The 16747-nt window shown below is 51.2% G+C and carries 17 protein-coding genes and 2 tRNA genes; 4 read left to right on the top strand and 15 right to left on the bottom strand.

Going from position 1 to position 16747, the window contains the following annotated elements:
* Positions 1-1191, top strand: a complete 1191-nt coding sequence (locus ACFVYJ_RS10135) for a hypothetical protein (RefSeq protein WP_419415710.1) — start codon at positions 1-3, stop codon at positions 1189-1191.
* Here the strand turns inward: ACFVYJ_RS10135 and ACFVYJ_RS10130 are convergent.
* The 4 genes from ACFVYJ_RS10130 to ACFVYJ_RS10115 all read right to left on the bottom strand — a co-directional run bounded on the left by ACFVYJ_RS10130 (position 1182) and on the right by ACFVYJ_RS10115 (position 5211).
* Entirely contained in the window at positions 1182-1943 is a 762-nt protein-coding gene (locus ACFVYJ_RS10130; RefSeq protein ID WP_419415711.1) for an aspartyl protease family protein, read from the bottom strand. The genes ACFVYJ_RS10135 and ACFVYJ_RS10130 overlap by 10 nt on opposite strands.
* Entirely contained in the window at positions 1940-3244 is a 1305-nt protein-coding gene (locus tag ACFVYJ_RS10125) for a DUF945 family protein (protein WP_419415712.1), read from the bottom strand. The genes ACFVYJ_RS10130 and ACFVYJ_RS10125 overlap by 4 nt, the downstream gene beginning before the upstream one ends.
* Before the next feature lie 161 nt (positions 3245-3405).
* Positions 3406-3780 (bottom strand): translation initiation factor Sui1, encoded by a 375-nt coding sequence (locus ACFVYJ_RS10120; RefSeq protein WP_419415713.1) that lies wholly within the window; start codon positions 3778-3780, stop codon positions 3406-3408.
* Between the two features lie 111 nt (positions 3781-3891).
* Positions 3892-5211 (bottom strand): deoxyguanosinetriphosphate triphosphohydrolase, encoded by a 1320-nt coding sequence (locus ACFVYJ_RS10115; protein WP_419415714.1) that lies wholly within the window; start codon positions 5209-5211, stop codon positions 3892-3894.
* Between the two features lie 129 nt (positions 5212-5340).
* On the opposite strand from ACFVYJ_RS10115, the gene ACFVYJ_RS10110 reads away from it, so the two are divergent.
* Positions 5341-6717: a class II fumarate hydratase gene (locus ACFVYJ_RS10110; protein WP_419415715.1), complete on the top strand. Its 1377-nt coding sequence runs from the start codon at positions 5341-5343 to the stop codon at positions 6715-6717.
* Between the two features lie 2 nt (positions 6718-6719).
* Here the strand turns inward: ACFVYJ_RS10110 and ACFVYJ_RS10105 are convergent, their stop codons facing one another.
* Positions 6720-7103, bottom strand: coding sequence for a VOC family protein (locus ACFVYJ_RS10105; protein WP_419415716.1), 384 nt, complete (start codon positions 7101-7103; stop codon positions 6720-6722).
* 152 nt (positions 7104-7255) lie between these two features.
* On the opposite strand from ACFVYJ_RS10105, the gene ACFVYJ_RS10100 reads away from it, so the two are divergent.
* Positions 7256-7825: a peptidylprolyl isomerase gene (locus ACFVYJ_RS10100; RefSeq protein WP_419415717.1), complete on the top strand. Its 570-nt coding sequence runs from the start codon at positions 7256-7258 to the stop codon at positions 7823-7825.
* Positions 7826-7871: 46 nt separating this feature from the next.
* Here the strand turns inward: ACFVYJ_RS10100 and ACFVYJ_RS10095 are convergent, their stop codons facing one another.
* The 5 genes from ACFVYJ_RS10095 to ACFVYJ_RS10075 are packed head-to-tail and all read right to left on the bottom strand — an operon-like array spanning position 7872 to position 11474.
* The gene (locus tag ACFVYJ_RS10095; protein ID WP_419415718.1) at positions 7872-8327 is read right to left on the bottom strand and encodes a YiiD C-terminal domain-containing protein; all 456 of its coding nucleotides are present in this window, start codon (positions 8325-8327) and stop codon (positions 7872-7874) included.
* Positions 8320-8889, bottom strand: coding sequence for a nitroreductase family protein (locus ACFVYJ_RS10090; RefSeq protein WP_419415719.1), 570 nt, complete (start codon positions 8887-8889; stop codon positions 8320-8322). Before ACFVYJ_RS10090 ends, ACFVYJ_RS10095 begins: the two co-directional genes overlap by 8 nt.
* A 13-nt stretch (positions 8890-8902) precedes the next feature.
* Positions 8903-9727: an NADPH-dependent 7-cyano-7-deazaguanine reductase QueF gene (gene queF, locus ACFVYJ_RS10085; protein WP_419415720.1), complete on the bottom strand. Its 825-nt coding sequence runs from the start codon at positions 9725-9727 to the stop codon at positions 8903-8905.
* On the bottom strand, positions 9727-10536 hold the full coding sequence (locus ACFVYJ_RS10080; RefSeq protein WP_419415721.1) for an ABC transporter permease: 810 nt from the start codon (positions 10534-10536) through the stop codon (positions 9727-9729). The genes queF and ACFVYJ_RS10080 overlap by 1 nt, the downstream gene beginning before the upstream one ends.
* Positions 10533-11474, bottom strand: a complete 942-nt coding sequence (locus tag ACFVYJ_RS10075) for an ABC transporter ATP-binding protein (RefSeq protein WP_419415722.1) — start codon at positions 11472-11474, stop codon at positions 10533-10535. Before ACFVYJ_RS10075 ends, ACFVYJ_RS10080 begins: the two co-directional genes overlap by 4 nt.
* A 160-nt stretch (positions 11475-11634) precedes the next feature.
* Between ACFVYJ_RS10075 and ACFVYJ_RS10070 the strand changes: the two genes are divergently transcribed.
* Entirely contained in the window at positions 11635-12027 is a 393-nt protein-coding gene (locus tag ACFVYJ_RS10070) for a PA2817 family protein (RefSeq protein ID WP_419415723.1), read from the top strand.
* Here the strand turns inward: ACFVYJ_RS10070 and ACFVYJ_RS10065 are convergent, their stop codons facing one another.
* From ACFVYJ_RS10065 to ACFVYJ_RS10045, 5 genes are all read right to left on the bottom strand, one after another.
* Positions 12028-14871 carry a bifunctional diguanylate cyclase/phosphodiesterase gene (locus ACFVYJ_RS10065; protein ID WP_419415724.1) on the bottom strand — a complete coding sequence of 948 codons (2844 nt, stop codon included), beginning with the start codon at positions 14869-14871 and terminating at the stop codon, positions 12028-12030. It abuts the gene before it with no gap.
* Positions 14872-14876: 5 nt separating this feature from the next.
* Positions 14877-16085, bottom strand: coding sequence for a hypothetical protein (locus tag ACFVYJ_RS10060; RefSeq protein WP_419415725.1), 1209 nt, complete (start codon positions 16083-16085; stop codon positions 14877-14879).
* On the bottom strand, positions 16060-16479 hold the full coding sequence (locus tag ACFVYJ_RS10055) for a hypothetical protein (RefSeq protein ID WP_419415726.1): 420 nt from the start codon (positions 16477-16479) through the stop codon (positions 16060-16062). The genes ACFVYJ_RS10060 and ACFVYJ_RS10055 overlap by 26 nt, the downstream gene beginning before the upstream one ends.
* Positions 16480-16578: 99 nt before the next feature.
* Positions 16579-16654, bottom strand: a tRNA-Glu gene (locus ACFVYJ_RS10050).
* Between the two features lie 16 nt (positions 16655-16670).
* Positions 16671-16745 (bottom strand) — tRNA-Gly (locus ACFVYJ_RS10045).
* Positions 16746-16747 lie beyond the last annotated feature (2 nt).

Genomic DNA, 16747 nt, shown 5'->3' with positions numbered 1-16747 from the left:
ATGCAGTATCTTCGTCTAACCGGCCTGTTACTGTGCTTACTTATGGCTCCCACCAGTCAGGCTATAACGCTGTCCGGAAGTATCTCTGCTGAGCTAAGGTACTTCGGTGACACTGGATTGTATGATCAACAGGATTATCAGTCTGCTTTTGCGCTCGCCGCCCAACCCGAGTTTTACTGGCAGTCTGAATCGGGTGACGACAGTCTGTTGATTACCCCCTTCCTGCGCTTCGACCAACGAGACAGTGAGCGTAGCCACTTTGATATCCGTGATCTGAGCTGGATCCATCTGAGTGAAGACTGGGAGCTGCGCAGCGGAATCCGCCGGGTATTCTGGGGTGTCACCGAGTTTCAGCATCTGGTGGATGTCATCAATCAAACCGATGCAATAGAAGACCTGGACGGTGAAGACAAATTAGGTCAGCCCATGCTGAACCTGTCCCTGGTACGAAGCTGGGGTATCGTCGATCTATTTCTTCTACCCGGCTTCAGAGAACGTACCTTTGCCGGTGATGAGGGACGCTTACGCAGTCAGTTGCCTGTAGACACCGATCAAGCTCAGTATGAGTCCGCTGCAGGTGAAAAACATTTGGATACAGCCCTGCGCTGGAGCAATAGTATTGACCTGTTCGATATCGGCTTATATTGGTTTCATGGTACCCAGCGTGATCCACTGCTCAATGTCGCACACAAGCATGGTTCACCGGTATTAGTACCCTATTATCCGCAAATGGATCAGTTTGGCCTCGACCTGCAAGCCACGCTGGACAGCTGGTTGTGGAAGCTAGAACTACTTTACCGGGATAGTAAGCCCGAACATTTCTGGGCGATGCAGGGCGGCGTTGAATACACCCTGTATGGCATGGCCGATTCATTCGCCGATCTCGGCCTGCTGCTAGAATATGGCTGGGATCAGCGTGGCGAAAGCAGCACGACTACCTTTCAGCGGGATCTGCTGCTGGGTGCCCGGCTGGCGCTGAATGACAGCGCCAGCAGTGAGATCCTGTTTGGCGTGGGTCATGACCTGGATAACCAAAGCCACTCTTTGGTGTTTGAGGCAAGCCGCCGATTGGGCGGTTATTGGAAAATCAGTCTGGATGGACGCCTGTTCAGCGCAGATGACCCGCGAGATCCCGTGTATCAATTGCGCCAGGATGACCACCTGCAGTTGACCCTGGAGCGTTATTTCTGAGGTTTGTCCCCATCACCCTGCTGGCGTGCCAGCATCTCTGCTTCTATTTCATCCAGGCGTTTAAGCTCATCCTGCAAACTCTGATATTTTTCCGGCTCCCAGATGATTTGCTGGTTATCCCGATCAATTTCGTAACGCGCATGGTAAAGAAAATCCATCCCCAGTAAGCCATTGGTATCTTGTGATCCGCCCTGAAAATCTATGATCCCGGCACGCACATTTTTGATTTTATAGGGCCCAACCTCAATCCGGTCCAGATTAATGGCTTCTGTCTTCACCCGACGACCATCAGCCACTCTGGCATAACCCGAGGGCAAATACTGAGCACCCAGGCTACTTATGGCACCCTTATGCAAGACGGTAGATGTAGCCCCGGTATCCATCACGAGCGTCAGGTATTGGCTACGTGAGCCATACACGACTTTCACTGGCACGGTGATACGGCTGTGGTGCATACCAATAGGCGTGATCCAATCCTGCATCGCGGCTTTGATCTGCTCGCGGTTATAGCTGAGCTGCTGTTGCCAGTCTTTCAACTGACGCTGCTGATCCAGTGCCTGCAGCTCTCCAGGCGCAAGACGGTCATGCTCTTCTTCTCGGGTTTCCAATTGATTGCGGTAACGTGCAGGTACTTTAGATAGCTGATCCACGAATACCTTACGTCCAGTATCATCAACATATTGATAAATACGCGCCTCAACCAGCGCAGGCATACTGAGTAGCAGACAGATCAGCATCGCGCTTCGCATCATAATTTCCCTACCAGAATCTCGTTGATGCGCAACTCACCCTGCTCCAGTTGTATCCGACTGGTCAATTTTCCGGCCTGCTCCACCAGATAACCCTCGGCCTTAAGGTGCTCCAACCGGCCGGTCACCTGCGGGTCATCTAAATTAGTCACCATGGCAATATCCATAGCCAATTCCAGATCTATCAACAGGCGTTTTTGCAACAGGTTCGGATCCGCCATTAACTGATCCAACGCCAGATTGCCTACTACCACATCACCCGTAGCATTCAATCTGCCATGCTCAGATTCAAGCTCAACCTGATTGAACTGCAGCGTCACACCTTGCCTTGTCAGGCTATCCAATACCGGCAAAATGGTCAGCGGATCACTGGCTTGTTGCGGTGTCATTTGCGCCAAAGTAGCGGTTAACGCCATCGCTGCTGCCAAATCAACATCAAGTCGACTATCCAGCAACATGTGGTTAAATTCAAAATGCTTATCGCTGGTTTTGTCCTGCATCTCAAAACCGTCTATGCGGCTGCGGCTATCAAGATAGAGGCGCGGGGCATCCGCCTGCTGCTGCATCTCCATGGTCAGACTCTGAAACCTGAATTGGCTGCGCATGGCATCCATCATCACCGGCCCCAGCAACAGCTGAGCATGGGCGGTTGCGTACTGACCACTGTGCAGGTCTGTGCCCGGCACCAATACGGCATGCTGCTCCAACGTCATCACGCCAACTGCAAACCTGCCAGCCGGCACGGTTAATTCCAAACCTTCAAAGTTAGCGGCCATATTCAGCTCGCCTGCACTGAACTCAGCATCTGCCTGTAATTCGCCAAACACGAATGTTCCCTGATTAAGCGGTATCGTCAATGCCGGGCTGTTCAGACTGGATTGGTGGCTCAGGGTTTGGTTAAACGGATCAAGCGATAGTGCCAGACGAAACTCTGGTAGTGCGTTACTTGCAGTATTCTGCCACTGCAGTAGGTGATCCTGGATCACACCAGGAGAAAAACGCAGTAAGTAATCCGCTGTTAAAAAACCATTACTGACTGCCAGATCGAAGGGAATAATATCCCCTCCCAGTAACTGCCTGACCTCAGCAGGTGGATTATCCAGTATCACTTCCAGCCGATAGTTCGAGGCAAAAAAGCCCCGTTGACCTATCAGGTTAAGTGCAACTGGGAAGGGTGCGCGGCTTTGCAGGCGACTCAGTTCTTCCTCCAACGCCTGCTCTGCTTGCTGGCCGGTATAGGACACTCCCGCAGCATACGCTGCCAGTACAACCACAATAAACACCAATATTGAAAATCGTTTCATCCCTTCTCCATGATGCGTATCCTGCCGCTATGATCGTCACGTGATATTGATCAGTTAAAGTAGCCAGCTAGCCCCTGCCACATGAACAGCATAACCAGCAACATTAATACCATCACCAGGCGCCCCATCCAGCAGCGCAGGCAGGTTTTCTTATTCGCCACTCAACCACCCGCCAGCTTGACAGTGAAGCCCTCTTTTTCGAGCAGGCTCCGCAACTTTTCACGATGATCGCCCTGAATCTCTATCACGCTCTCTTTTAAGGCACCGCCAGTACCGCAGCTTTTCTTCAGTTTAGCTGCCAACTGCTTAAGTTCTGCTTCAGGCAAAGCAACACCACTGATGGTGGTCACACCCTTACCTTTGCGGCCCGAGGTTTCCCGACGAATCCGTACAACACCGTCCAGACCCGCCAAGCGCGCCTGATCGGCCTGATCCGCACAGCGGCATTCCGCCACTGCCTCACCACAGCCCGGGCAAAGGTTGCCTTTTTCTGTTGAGTACACCAAACCTGTTAACTGATCTGACAATGACGCCAAAATGTATTCCTGTTGTTAACTAACCATGTTAATCCGATCATAGCATGGGCTATATAAGCGGCATCAACTCGGCAAAGCGACCTGCCAACCACATCGCCGCCCCCCCTAAACTCAGTTAAGCCCACCTATCTGCCGCGCCAGATAGGTCGCGTAGTTGTCCGTCATGCCACTTATAAAGTCCAATGCGCGCATGTATGAAGGGTACAAGGGCAGATCAGGCGTTGGGGCATGAATGCCCATCAGACTGATAATTCTCTCACTGCGGTAGCTTAGCTCCTGCCCCTCACGCGTATGATTTTCATAAACGGCATGACAAAACGCTTCCAGCAGAATACCTAAGATAGTGTAGGCACCCACTTCCAATTCAGTCTTACGGGTATCCGGGAACACCTGATCCCGAGCCAATTGCTTGGCCTGTCGGATACCCGACGCCACATCAGGATCACCATCCAGCAGCAGTTCACCCTGGTATTCACCACACATAATGGCTTCCTGATTAGCAAGATAAGCACTCACACTGGAGTTGACCATATGCTCCATTGCCCGACCTCGCAGGGCAGAGATCTTGCGCCGGGCGGATGCCTGGGATGTTAGGATTTCATCATCAAAACTATCCACGCCACAGAGCTGCATAAGGATTGGTCTAATCTCTTCAAAATGCAGAATACTCAACTCCACCGCATCCTCCAGATCAACAATGGCATAACAAATATCATCTGCCGCTTCCATCAGATACGCCAGTGGATGACGGCACCAACGGTGTTTACCCTTGGCCACCAGTCCCAGCTCTGTGCCCAGGTGATCAAGAATCTCCACCTCAGTCAGATAGGCGCTGAATTTGCCCCGCCCACCGGCATCTGCCGAACTCCAGGGGTATTTCAACAAGGCACCCAACGTTGGGTAGGTCAATCTCAAACCACCATCAAACAGGTGATTCTCTATCCGGGTCACAACTCTGAAACCCTGAGCGTTACCTTCAAAGGTCATCAGATCCAATCGTTCAGCCGACGTCAGACGACTGAGCTGCACACTGTCCTGGTGGCGTTTGAACCAATCCCTGATGGCGTATTCACCAGCATGACCAAATGGCGGGTTACCGATGTCATGCGCCAGACAAGCTGACTGCACAATCATACCGATGTCATATGCACTGGCCCAATCAGGCAGTTGCTCCTGAATCGCCTCACCGACACGAATCCCCAGACTACGGCCTAGGCTTCCCACTTCGATAGAGTGGGTGAGTCGAGTATGAATATGATCATTCAGCGACATCGGATGGACTTGCGTCTTGCGGCCCAGCCGCCGAAAAGCACTGGAAAAGATAATCCGATCCTGATCCTTGTGAAAGTGACTGCGGCCTGCCTCTTCGGCTGGCAATTCTGCATGCCCGTATCGACGGGTAGTTAACAGGCGGTGCCACTGCATGGCCATATATAGCTTCCTTATGTCGACAAAAGCGGTCCTGCCGACTATCACTCAGGTTAATGATCTCAGAATTGTACCAGTGAACAAATACCAGTTCTGCTGTCAGACACTATGCTTATGAGTGAGGTGAACAGCATGAAAAAAACACGCACAGAGCAGGACAGCATGGGTACCCTGGAAGTTCCTGCCGACGCCCTATATGGAGCCCAAACACAGCGCGCCGTCGACAATTTCCCGGTGAGCGGTCAAGCCATGCCAAAGGCGTTTATTCAGGCATTGTTACATATAAAAGCGGCCGCAGCCCGCGCCCACATCACACTGGATAAACTGCCGCCACAACTTGGGGAAGCGATTGCCGAAGCCGCAGATCAATTACGTGACAGTCCCCAGCTGATGCAGCACTTCCCGGTGGATATCTACCAAACCGGTTCCGGCACCAGCAGTAATATGAATGCAAACGAGGTATTAGCCACGCTGGCCAGCCGTCAGCTGGGGCAACCGGTCTCCGCCAATGATCACGTCAATTACGGCCAAAGCAGCAATGACGTGATTCCAACAGCAATCCATGTCAGTGCTGCCCTGTTGCTCGATCAGGCACTTCTGCCTGCCCTCTCCCACCTCAGTCAGACAATTCGGGATAAAGCCGATCAGGTCAGTGGGGTCATCAAAACCGGACGCACCCATCTAATGGATGCGATGCCAGTGCAACTGAGCCAGTCCCTAGAGGGTTGGGCAACCCAGATTGACCAGAACCGTTCGCAACTGATTGCACTGCAACCCCTGCTCCACAGCCTGGCTCAGGGCGGGACCGCTGTGGGCACCGGTGTTAATGCTGCAGAGGGCTTTGCCACAACATTCTGCCAAGTACTCAGTGCAGCCACCGGACTGACCTTTACCCCTGCAGCGAGTTTTTTTGCTCATATGAGCTCTCAGGATATCGCCGTTGCCTTGTCAGGACAGCTGAAAACCCTGGCGGTGAGTTTAATGAAAATCGCTAACGACCTGCGCTGGATGAACTCTGGCCCTCTGGCCGGATTGGCAGAGATTGAACTGGAAGCACTGCAACCCGGCTCGTCCATCATGCCCGGCAAGGTTAATCCAGTCATCCCTGAAGCCGTCACCATGGTGGCCGCACGGGTGATGGGCAATGACACCAGCATTACGGTTGCCGGACAATCGGGTAACTTTGAGCTGAATGTGATGCTGCCATTGATCGCCCACAGTTTATTGGACAGCCTGTCATTGCTGGCCAATGCTTGTCAGCTACTGGCAGATAAAGCGATCAGCAGCTTCCGGATCAATCAGACTCAAATGGCGCAGGCTTTAAGCCGAAATCCTATTTTAGTGACCGCGCTTAATCCTGAGATCGGCTACCTGAAAGCAGCCGCGATTGCCAAGAAGGCCTATACGGAGCAGCGGCCTATTGTCGATGTGGCGGAAGAGGAAACTGAGCTGGACCGGGAAACCCTCTGCCAATTGCTGGACCCAGAAAAATTAACCAAAAACCCTTAGTCTCAGGTGTCATCAAACTCAGCCTTTAACTCAACACAGTTACCATCGGGATCTTCAATGTAGAGCGAATCACCAAAGCCGGTAGCACCATAACGCCGTTCAACTGCGCTTAACAGTCGGACTCCCTCTGCTTGGAAGTAAGGCAGCAACTTATCCGCATCAAACGGCCGAATACGTAAACAAAAGTGTTCCATATTCTGCCCCGCTGGTTGCTGTTCAACCGGCTGCAGATCAATCAAGGTATTGCCCGCACGCAACTGATAAAGCGGGACAGATGCCACTGTGCGTTCCAGGCGACAGCCCAGTATACGGTTATAAAATTCCATGCTGCGCTTAATATCCCGGCACAGTATTACCACATGGTCTATGCCAATAATCGAGAACATCCAGACACCTCAAATTCAGTGCAACACGTTTTTCGCACTGCTTATCAGAATACTTTAGAATGCCTTCGGAACTTTTGCTCTGGCCCGGCACTCAGTTACGGGTAAGTGCAAACCTGTCTTATTAACAACAATAACGTCAAGGACTAACGACTATGCGACATATCCTTCTTTCTCTGTGCCTGATGCTAACTGCGGCTTTCAGTCATGCAGAGGCAGAACAGGTCAATCCTCAGGTCATCCTGCAAACCAGCCAGGGGACTATCGAACTTGAGCTGTTCCCGGAGCAAGCACCTGAAACAGTGGCAAATTTCCTGACCTATGTCGACGATGGTTTTTACAACAACACCATCTTTCACCGCGTTATTCGTGGTTTTATGATTCAGGGCGGTGGCTTTACCGCGGACCTTGACCGCAAGGTTACCCGAGCACCCGTGCGCAATGAGTCCAATAACGGTTTAGCAAACTTGCAGGGCACCATTGCCATGGCCCGTACCAGCAACCCCGACAGTGCTACAGCACAATTTTTCATCAATGCCGCAGATAATCCGATGCTTAACCTGCGCCCAGGTCGCATGGGTTATACCGTATTCGGCCGGGTGGTAAATGGTATGGATGTGGTTATCAAGATTAATAATCTGCCCACGATGATGAAAGGCAGCCACCGTGATGTGCCGGAACAGGATGTCACAATAGAGAAAGCATTCCGCAAGAACGCTCAGTAAATGCTAACAGGCAGTGCAGCCCTGCACTGCCTTTTATCTCACTGTTTCAAGGCAGAAATGCCACATACTGACCTTGCAGACGCGACGCCACTTTTTCACCCTGACGTACTTCAACCTGCAATCTCAGCCGGGTTCGGCCGCGCTGCTCAAACTGTGCCAGCACCGAAGCCAGCTCGTCCGCCTCCGGCAGGTGGGAAACCACAGTAAAATCGCCCGTGACCGGTTTTAGATATTCTACCTGACTATCTTTCACCACCACGGCAGCTTTAATGCCCTGCTCCTCCAGCCACAATGTCGTCAGACTCCAGCCACACAACGTAGCCAGTGCTACCTGAGCGCCACCAAAGCCGGTGCCCTTATCATTCACATTAGGTAACAGCGCGGCAGGCATCTCCAGGTTATGGCCATCCCACAGCGGTGCACTAAGCCCCATGTGACAGGTCAGAGGGATCTCTCGATTCAAGCGTTTGAGAAAGGCGTCCCCTGTGACACGATCAGTCATTGTCAGATTCCGGCCAGCGGGCAACAAACTTACTGGTTTCTAGCTTGGGCACCCGACGCTGCCGCACCGGGGTCCCGAAGTAAACATAACCAATAATCGACTCTTCCGGCACAAGGCCCAGGCCTTGGTGCACTGTAGGGTGATAGGCCATACTACCGGTACGCCACATCGCACCCAGCCCCAAAGCATGAGCTGCAAGAATCATATTTTGCGCACAGCATCCGGCCGAAATTTGCTGTTCCAGCACCGGCACTTTGGCATGCTCAACTGCCTTAGCAATTACGACAACAATACAGGGCGCGCGCAGGGGTTTACCCGCAGTCTTTTGCCGCCTTTCTGCAGGTAGGTCCGGATTATCGCTGAGGGCCGCCTGAGTAAATAATTCTCCCAGCGCCGCGCGATCCTCACCCTCTATCAGCAGAAACCGCCAGGGTTTTAAAGCACCATGATCCGGCGCTCTGACTGCGGCAGTAAAGATCTGCTCCAGCTGCTCTGAGGTAGGACCCGGTGCTTCCAGCAGAGGCATAGAAACCCGTTCATGTAACAGGCTTAGTGCATCCATATTAGCCTCCGGATTACTGGCGACTCAGGCGCAGGTTATCAATATCGTCCATCTCTGAACTGCGGAAAGGGTTAATATCCAACCCACCACGACGCACGTAGCGAGCATAGACACTCAGGCTCTCCGGCTGACACTGCTGCCAGATATCCATAAAGATATTCTCAACACACTGCTCATGAAAGTCACCGTGTTCACGGTAAGAGATCAGGTACTTGAGCAGACCTTCACGCTCAATATCGCGCCCTTTATAACTGATACCAATCGTAGCCCAGTCGGGTTGCCCTGTGACTGGGCAATTGGACTTCAGTAGATGGCTATACAGTACCTCTTCAACTTCATCATCACCGATACTCAATAGCTCGGGAGCGGGCTGGTAGTGCTCAATTTCAACATCCTGATTATCGATGCAAAAACCGGTGAACTGGCCAAATGCCGGTGCCTGATCAGGATGATACAGGCGCACCTTAACCTCCCCTTCTGCCGCCGCAGACAGGTCTTCAGTCAACTGCTTTTCCACCTGCCACTGTGATTCGAACCGGGTCAAGTTATACGAGTTGAGATACAGCTTCAGGGATTTGGATTCAATGATATTAACTGAATTCGCGGCCACCTTGATCTCAGCCAGACGAACTTCCGGTTTGCCCCGAAGGTTCAGCCATGACAACTCATAAGCGTTCCAGATATCCACCCCTTTAAACGGCAGAGCACTGCGCTCTATACCTTTTGCCGTCCAGTTGAGGTGGCGAGCGATCGGGTGCAGCAATTCCGGAGCATACTGGTTGACGTAGTCCGTCTGCTGTCCCAATGGTGAAGTGTGCAGCGGGTCAGGCTGGTTCATCAGTTACGAATCCCTTTGCCGGTGTTCAGCAAATGCAATGAATAGAAAAACAGGCACCCAATAAATAGTAAAATAATGCTAAAAGCAAATCCCACATGGATATCACTTACCCCGAGGATGCCGTAGCGGAAACTGTTAACCATGTACAAAATCGGATTCAGCTGCGACACCCCCTGCCAGAACTCGGGCAGCAGGTTAATCGAATAAAACACCCCGCCCAGATAGGTCAACGGTGTCAAAATAAAGGTTGGGATAATCGCGATATCATCAAAGGTATTGGCATACACCGCATTGATAAAGCCGCCCAGTGAAAACAAAACCGCCGTCATAATCACCACACCAACAGTCACCCCCAGATGGTGAATCTGTAGGTCAGTAAAGAACAGCGACAGTAGAGTAACGATACAGCCCACCGCCAGACCACGCGATACACCGCCAATGACATAGCCACTCAGGATCACCCAGTTAGGCACCGGCGCTACCAGCAGCTCTTCAATATTGTGCTGAAACTTGCTGCCAAAGAAAGATGACACCACATTGCCATAGGAGTTAGTGATCACCGACATCATGATCAGACCGGGCACGATGTATTCCATGTAGCCAAAACCACCCATCTCACCAATACGGCTACCAATCAGATTACCAAAAATAATGAAATACAGGGTCATGGTAATCGCCGGTGGCAACATCGTTTGCGCCCAAATGCGGGTAAAACGACGTATCTCTTTAGCCACAATGGTGGTGAACGCGGTCCAAAGCAGTTTTCTGTGTCCTGCTGCCGTAAGTTCCGGGGGTGCAGTTGAAATCATGCCGTCGTTACCTCTTCCCGTGGCAGGTTCTTTTCAACCAGAGAAACAAACAACTCCTCCAGTCGATTGGCTTTGTTACGCATACTGCTTACCGCAATACCCTGTGCCGATAATTGTTCGAACAGTGGGTTGATGCCCTGGGATTTTGCAACATCCACTTCCAGGGTATGCTCATCTAACAAGCGTACGGTGTAATCCGTAACCACAGGCAACACATCAACATCCTGTTCAAGATCGAGGACAAAGGTCTCTGTATTCAGTTTATACAATAGAGACTTCATGGAACTGTTCTGAATAATTTTACCGTGATCGATTATGGCAATATTGCGACACAGGCTTTCCGCCTCTTCCAGATAGTGAGTGGTGAGAATGATGGTGGTGCCTGCGGCATTAATCTCCTTAAGGAATTCCCACATGGAACGGCGCAGTTCGATATCGACTCCGGCAGTCGGCTCATCAAGGATCAGTAACTGTGGCTCATGCACCAGGGCACGGACAATCATCAATCGGCGCTTCATACCTCCGGACAACATGCGGGCGACTTCAAAACGTTTTTCCCACAGCCCCAGCTTACGCAGGTAGTGCTCAGCGCGCTCCGTCGCCTGCTTTTTCGGGATACCGTAAAAACCGGCCTGGGTTACAACAATATCCAGTACCCGCTCAAATGCATTGAAATTAAATTCTTGGGGAACCACGCCAAGACAGAGTTTGGCGCGGGTCAGCGACTGATCAATGTCATGACCAAAAACGCTGACTGTACCGCGGGTTTTATTGACCAACGAGGAAACGATGCCAAGGGTGGTGGACTTGCCCGCACCATTGGGGCCAAGCAACGCAAAGAAGTCACCCTGTTTTACTTCAAGTGAGATGCCTTTTAGCGCCTCAAATTTATTGTCATAGACCTTATGCAGGTCTTCAATTAGCAATGCTGCTGTCATCAGATACATCCGGTAAACAGAGTTTAGGCCTGTAAGGTGGGGCTTTAGGTGCCTGATTTCAAGCGTTGCCACTGCAACAGAGTGTTACGGGGCGACAGCTTGTCTGGCAGTGGGTACACTTGTCCCCCTGATTCACCGGACACTTTGCAGGAAAGTTGCTATGCACGATGCCTATCATGCCTTTCATCTAAATCTATTGAAGTTGGCCTATAACAACCTGTCCCGTCATACGCCTTTCGATGACCCCAATGACCACACATCGGCAGAACTCATGGCACAATGGCAGCAGCTTATTGCGCATTTCTCCGATCAGGTTGACCTGAGTCTGGGTCAGCAACTTCTGGAACGAATCGCCATCACCTACCCCGACCTGATGCCGCTGGTGCCGCGTGACCTGTTCTGGTTTTTTGGCGGCAGTTGCCTGCACTTTATGCCGGATGAAGAGATCAGTCTCTATCAGCAACTGGATGAACTGCGCTATGAAGCCGAAGCCTCGGGTAATACTGAATTTAACTACGAAGTCGTACGCGCCAGAATCCTCGGCCTGCACTGATTATTTTTTCAACTGCAGGCTCTGACGCATCTGCTGGCGCACATAAGCCGGCAGCTCTTCTGCGGGCAATGGTTTGCTGTAAAAATAGCCCTGAATCTGATGGCAACCATGATTCAACAGGTAAGTAAGTTGCCTTGGGGTTTCGACCCCCTCAGCTATACATTCAAGTCCCAGACCCTGCGCCAGACTGATAATCGCCTTAATAATGGTTTCACCCTCACCGCGATCACCAATATCATTGATAAAACTCTTGTCGATTTTAAGCGTATTGAGCGGCAATTTTTTCAGATAACTCAGGGATGAATAACCGGTACCAAAATCATCCATGGATAAAAAGATCCCCATCTCACGGACCTGACGCAGCTTGGGTAAGGTCACCTCAGGCTGTTTTAACAGGAAACTCTCGGTGACCTCCAAGTCCAACAGCTCAGGGGGCAATTCCGTTTCCGCCAGCACTTGCTGCAGGGTATCCAGCAAAGACGCATGCAAAATTTGCTGCCCCGCCACATTAACGCCGATCCGGAACCGCATGCCTTGCTGATTCCATTGCTGGGTATTACGGCATGCCTCATATAACACCCAACGGCCAATCTCGATAATCAAACCGGTCTCTTCTGCCAGCGGAATAAACTTATCTGGAGGAATAAAACCATGGTTCGGATGCTGCCAACGCAATAGCGCTTCCACCCCTATCACTTGCCCATTACGGGCATCAATCTGCGGCTGGTAATGCAACCGAAACTCATCCCGCTCAAGCGCCTTGCGCAAGTCATTGGTCAGGGAGAAACGTTCATAACGGTCACTGCCTCTATCACCCTCAAAGAAGCAATACTGGTTTTTACCCCGATCTTTGGCCTCAAACATCGCCACATCGGCATGCTTAACCAGCGTAATTCGATCAGCCCCATGGTCCGGGTAGACTGCAATACCGATACTCAAACTCGAGAAAATCTCATAACCCGAGATCGAAAATGGCGAACGAAATGCTTCCAGTATGAGTTGCGCTACCTCGGCGACACTCTCGAAACCATCACAACCACTGAGAATAACCGAAAACTCATCCCCGCCCTGCCGCGCCAGCATACCTCTGCCACCAACAACATTCGCAATTCGCTTCGAAGCCAGCTGCAGCAGTTCATCACCCACAGGGTGACCCAATGAGTCATTCACATCTTTAAAACCATCAAAATCGCAGAACAGGATACCTACCCGCGACTGATCTTCACCCGCAGCCCCTTGCATGCCTAATATCTGCTCAAGACTGCTGTTAAACATCATCTGGTTCGGAAGTTTAGTGAGTGGGTCATGGTTGGCCAGCCACGAAAGTTGCTGCTCGGCCTGTGTACGTTCGGTAATATCCATACCAATGGATAAGATTACCGCGTCGGAATCAACTAGCTGCAGGCGGGAGTGCAACCAGGATATATGAATCAGGTGCCCAGCATCATCCAGTAAAGCGGTCTCCAGCTGAAGCTTGTTTTTCTGACCGGAAAATACCTGCTTAAATGCCTGGAGGTGTTTTTCCAGACCACCGGCCTGATGAGGCAGTTTAAGAAAGTTCAGGCTGATCGGCTCATCCTTAAGACGAAACAGATCCCGACCATAACGGTTCATGGTCACCACCCGCCCGTCACTGCTCATGGTCATAATGATGGTTTCGGCAGTATCCATCAGGCTGGTAACGAAATCACGTTCAGTTTGCAGCTGTTGTGATCGTTGCTGCAGGTTCTGTGCCCGCTGGATCAAAGAGGCTTCGAGGTGTTCAAGTTGGTTGGTTAACTCCCCGGTGGAGTCCTGCAACATATCCAACTCATCCTGGAAAATATTACCCTGTCGGTGACGCTTAAGCCCATGACGCACCTCACGATAACTACTGCTGGCCAGTAACGGCAGTAAACAGGCAATTTCACTTAACGCACGCAAGGGCCCCCGCAACACCAATAACTGGACCAACCCCGCAAACAACAGGCCTATAGCAGCAATGGTCAGTTGCCGAATTAATTCCTTGGCCGCCCGTTGATGTAACTCGGTGCGGTCATAGACCAGCACCCAGAATGCCTCAGCAGTTTCAGCTGATACGGGCTGCAGCACAACCTGATAGAAATGCGTTTCAAACTCCAGCGGGAAAATACCACCATCGCTGCCAATATTTTCCGTGCTAAGCAAACGATTAATGACACTTAAGTTTTCTTCCCGTTGCGTCAAGTATTGCAGATCAAATTGCCTATCCCCGCCGCCCGGTCTGACCGCCAAACCGATATCACGCCCGTACTGGGTTTTGAACTCCAGCACGATATCCCTGAGTTCACGGCTCACGACCAACACCCCGGTACTGACACCATTAAACAAAACGGGCATCGCTACCGAGCGCACACAAGTTCTGGCACAGTGAAAATGGCGCTTGGGAGTTTCAGTGGTCAATACATCTTGCACCAAGGCTATTGGTAACGCTGAGATATAGCCCTGACGTTCCAGCAATTCGCCTTTGGAGTTATACAGAAAAGCACCATCCAATACGCCGGAGATCATCATATCCGGTAAGTAATCCCGAATAGCTGCAATAAAGTCAAATTGGCTTGGATTAGTGTTGCTAACCGCGGCAAGCAAAGGGACAACTCCCCCAGCCTCGAGTAAGCGTTCAAAAGAATTATCTACCAGCCCCTGTAACGTCGCCTGATCGCGCTGAATGGAGCGTTGCTGGTTAACATCCAAATTGTGAGTCAACTGGCGATAAGCATAAACAGCATAGATCAACTGGGTAACCAGCAGCACCAATGCAAGGTATACCACCACCTTCCATTTCAGGCTGAGAAAATGCTGTTTTGAAAAACGCCCAAAAATCATCGCAATCAGAACCGGTAGGTTGCTTGCAGGATAAACAGATTCCAGTTTTGCTCTAGCTCTGAACTATCGGGGTTATCTAGCGGTGACAAACCCATAGTACCTTTCAGGTGGTGCAGCTCCGCACGCAGTAGCCAATGCATCGCCGGTTGCCACCCGGCACCTAAAGTCCAGTCGCGAAGGTAGCCCCGGTGAGCCGGCATACCTGATTCAGCAGCCGCTTGTTTACCATTACGGTCGTGTTTATTGGCGTAGCCCAGTTCCCGGCGAACAAACAGGCTGACTTTGGGTGACACCCGGTACTCCAGTTGCCCGTACACAGCATCCCCCATATTTGGCTTCTGGCTATCGAAAATTCCACCAAATCCCCTGACCTCAGATTCCCGAAACAGGTATTCACTCGTAAACGCCCAGCGCTGCCAGTTATATTGATAGGACAACACCGCCTGATCAACGGCAATCTCGCCATCCGCAGGAAACAGGTCACCCGCTCCCACCGAATCATAGCGCACCTTGGCATGGGCCAGTGTAAGCCCGTACTGTACTGTCTGATCATAACTTTTATACATGACCCGCCAAAAAGCGGCCGGACTATCATCCAGTTTGCCAGGGGCGTCAAATCCGATCAGCGCCTGCTCCAGTTCGGTATCTACCACCAGATAACCGGCCAACAGTTCGCTGTCGATTATCCCCTGACTAAAACCGTGACTGCCATATAGCATCAATCCATCGGCGGATAGCAATAGATTACGCGTCCCTTCCTGATAGATGGACTGTGGCAGCATAATGGAAGGCCGGGTAAACGCTACGTCCCGGGTATCATTATAGATTCCGTAGGGAATTTTCACCCGCCCCAACCGCGCACCCAAAAAGCCGGAAGTATGATCAAAAAAACGATAATCCACCTGGGCAAAGTCGACTCTGAGATTACCATCGTCCACTTCGCCCATACGCCTGGACATTAACTGAGCAGATAACAACCAGTTTTGCGCAGGGCTCCAGCTACTATTCAGGGCAATTTCACGGAAATCCAAACTACCACTTTCGCTATCACCGCTGACATTATTATCATCGGAGACGAAATAGCCCTGTGTTATGAAGCCATGCAGGTTAAATACTGTGTCACCCACAATTTCATGATCATGAGCAGCATTGGCAAGCATCGGCAGCAAACCACAGGCACACAGCACCCTAGTCCACTTGCAGAACTTTGACATTTTGCTCTCCTGTAATGGTTGCTGTGGTATAGCCTATAGCGCCAGGTACAGAACTGATTTTTTCCAGCATATCCTGTGGCGAAGCCACGACAACAGGCGCTTGACCGGCACCGGAAAAAACCAGCCTGTCCCAGATATTTTGTAACTGATAAGGGAAGATGCCCAGCTGACTTTTAATAATCTGGTCATTACTGGGGAATTGTTCGGGCAAGATAAAGACCCGAATTTCCTGACCGTCCGGCCAGGTACGTAAGCGCATGGAGAAAATCGACAGTAGCATGTATCGGCTAACCGGCGATTCGACAGCAACATCAGGATTAACAATGATGCCAGCGACACCTAAGCCGGGCCGAAGGAATAAAAAAATTATCAATAAAATCAGGAATTTTTTCATGCCTGCCACTATAACTACGCGAGTCTAAAGAGTAGACCCAAGCAATACCGAGTACAACTGAACTACAGTCTAAAAGCAATAGCACGAAGAGAGCATTGATGGCGTCCCATAGGGGGTTCGAACCCCTGTTACCGCCGTGAAAGGGCGGTGTCCTAGGCCACTAGACGAATGGGACACATTAGGTATGTAACTGGAGCGGGAAACGAGGTTCGAACTCGCGACCCCAACCTTGGCAAGGTTGTGCTCTACCACTGAGCTATTCCCGCTT

Origin of the sequence: Pontibacter sp. JAM-7, assembly GCF_048548695.2 — a bacterium.
Lineage (GTDB): Bacteria > Pseudomonadota > Gammaproteobacteria > Pseudomonadales > Balneatricaceae > Neptuniibacter.
Note: the sequence above shows the minus strand (reverse complement) of the source record. Positions and strands in the feature narration are given on the sequence as shown.

Excerpts from the sequence above, each read along its gene's own strand:
- ACFVYJ_RS10135 (WP_419415710.1), top strand. The coding sequence starts at position 1 with ATGCAGTATCTTCGTCTAACCGGCCTGTTACTGTGCTTACTTATGGCT.
- ACFVYJ_RS10130 (WP_419415711.1), bottom strand. The coding sequence starts at position 1,943 with ATGATGCGAAGCGCGATGCTGATCTGTCTGCTACTCAGTATGCCTGCG.
- ACFVYJ_RS10125 (WP_419415712.1), bottom strand. The coding sequence starts at position 3,244 with ATGAAACGATTTTCAATATTGGTGTTTATTGTGGTTGTACTGGCAGCG.
- ACFVYJ_RS10115 (WP_419415714.1), bottom strand. The coding sequence starts at position 5,211 with ATGGCCATGCAGTGGCACCGCCTGTTAACTACCCGTCGATACGGGCAT.
- ACFVYJ_RS10110 (WP_419415715.1), top strand. The coding sequence starts at position 5,341 with ATGAAAAAAACACGCACAGAGCAGGACAGCATGGGTACCCTGGAAGTT.
- ACFVYJ_RS10105 (WP_419415716.1), bottom strand. The coding sequence starts at position 7,103 with ATGTTCTCGATTATTGGCATAGACCATGTGGTAATACTGTGCCGGGAT.
- ACFVYJ_RS10100 (WP_419415717.1), top strand. The coding sequence starts at position 7,256 with ATGCGACATATCCTTCTTTCTCTGTGCCTGATGCTAACTGCGGCTTTC.
- ACFVYJ_RS10095 (WP_419415718.1), bottom strand. The coding sequence starts at position 8,327 with ATGACTGATCGTGTCACAGGGGACGCCTTTCTCAAACGCTTGAATCGA.
- ACFVYJ_RS10090 (WP_419415719.1), bottom strand. The coding sequence starts at position 8,889 with ATGGATGCACTAAGCCTGTTACATGAACGGGTTTCTATGCCTCTGCTG.
- queF (WP_419415720.1), bottom strand. The coding sequence starts at position 9,727 with ATGAACCAGCCTGACCCGCTGCACACTTCACCATTGGGACAGCAGACG.
- ACFVYJ_RS10080 (WP_419415721.1), bottom strand. The coding sequence starts at position 10,536 with ATGATTTCAACTGCACCCCCGGAACTTACGGCAGCAGGACACAGAAAA.
- ACFVYJ_RS10075 (WP_419415722.1), bottom strand. The coding sequence starts at position 11,474 with ATGACAGCAGCATTGCTAATTGAAGACCTGCATAAGGTCTATGACAAT.
- ACFVYJ_RS10070 (WP_419415723.1), top strand. The coding sequence starts at position 11,635 with ATGCACGATGCCTATCATGCCTTTCATCTAAATCTATTGAAGTTGGCC.
- ACFVYJ_RS10065 (WP_419415724.1), bottom strand. The coding sequence starts at position 14,871 with ATGATTTTTGGGCGTTTTTCAAAACAGCATTTTCTCAGCCTGAAATGG.
- ACFVYJ_RS10060 (WP_419415725.1), bottom strand. The coding sequence starts at position 16,085 with ATGTCAAAGTTCTGCAAGTGGACTAGGGTGCTGTGTGCCTGTGGTTTG.
- ACFVYJ_RS10055 (WP_419415726.1), bottom strand. The coding sequence starts at position 16,479 with ATGAAAAAATTCCTGATTTTATTGATAATTTTTTTATTCCTTCGGCCC.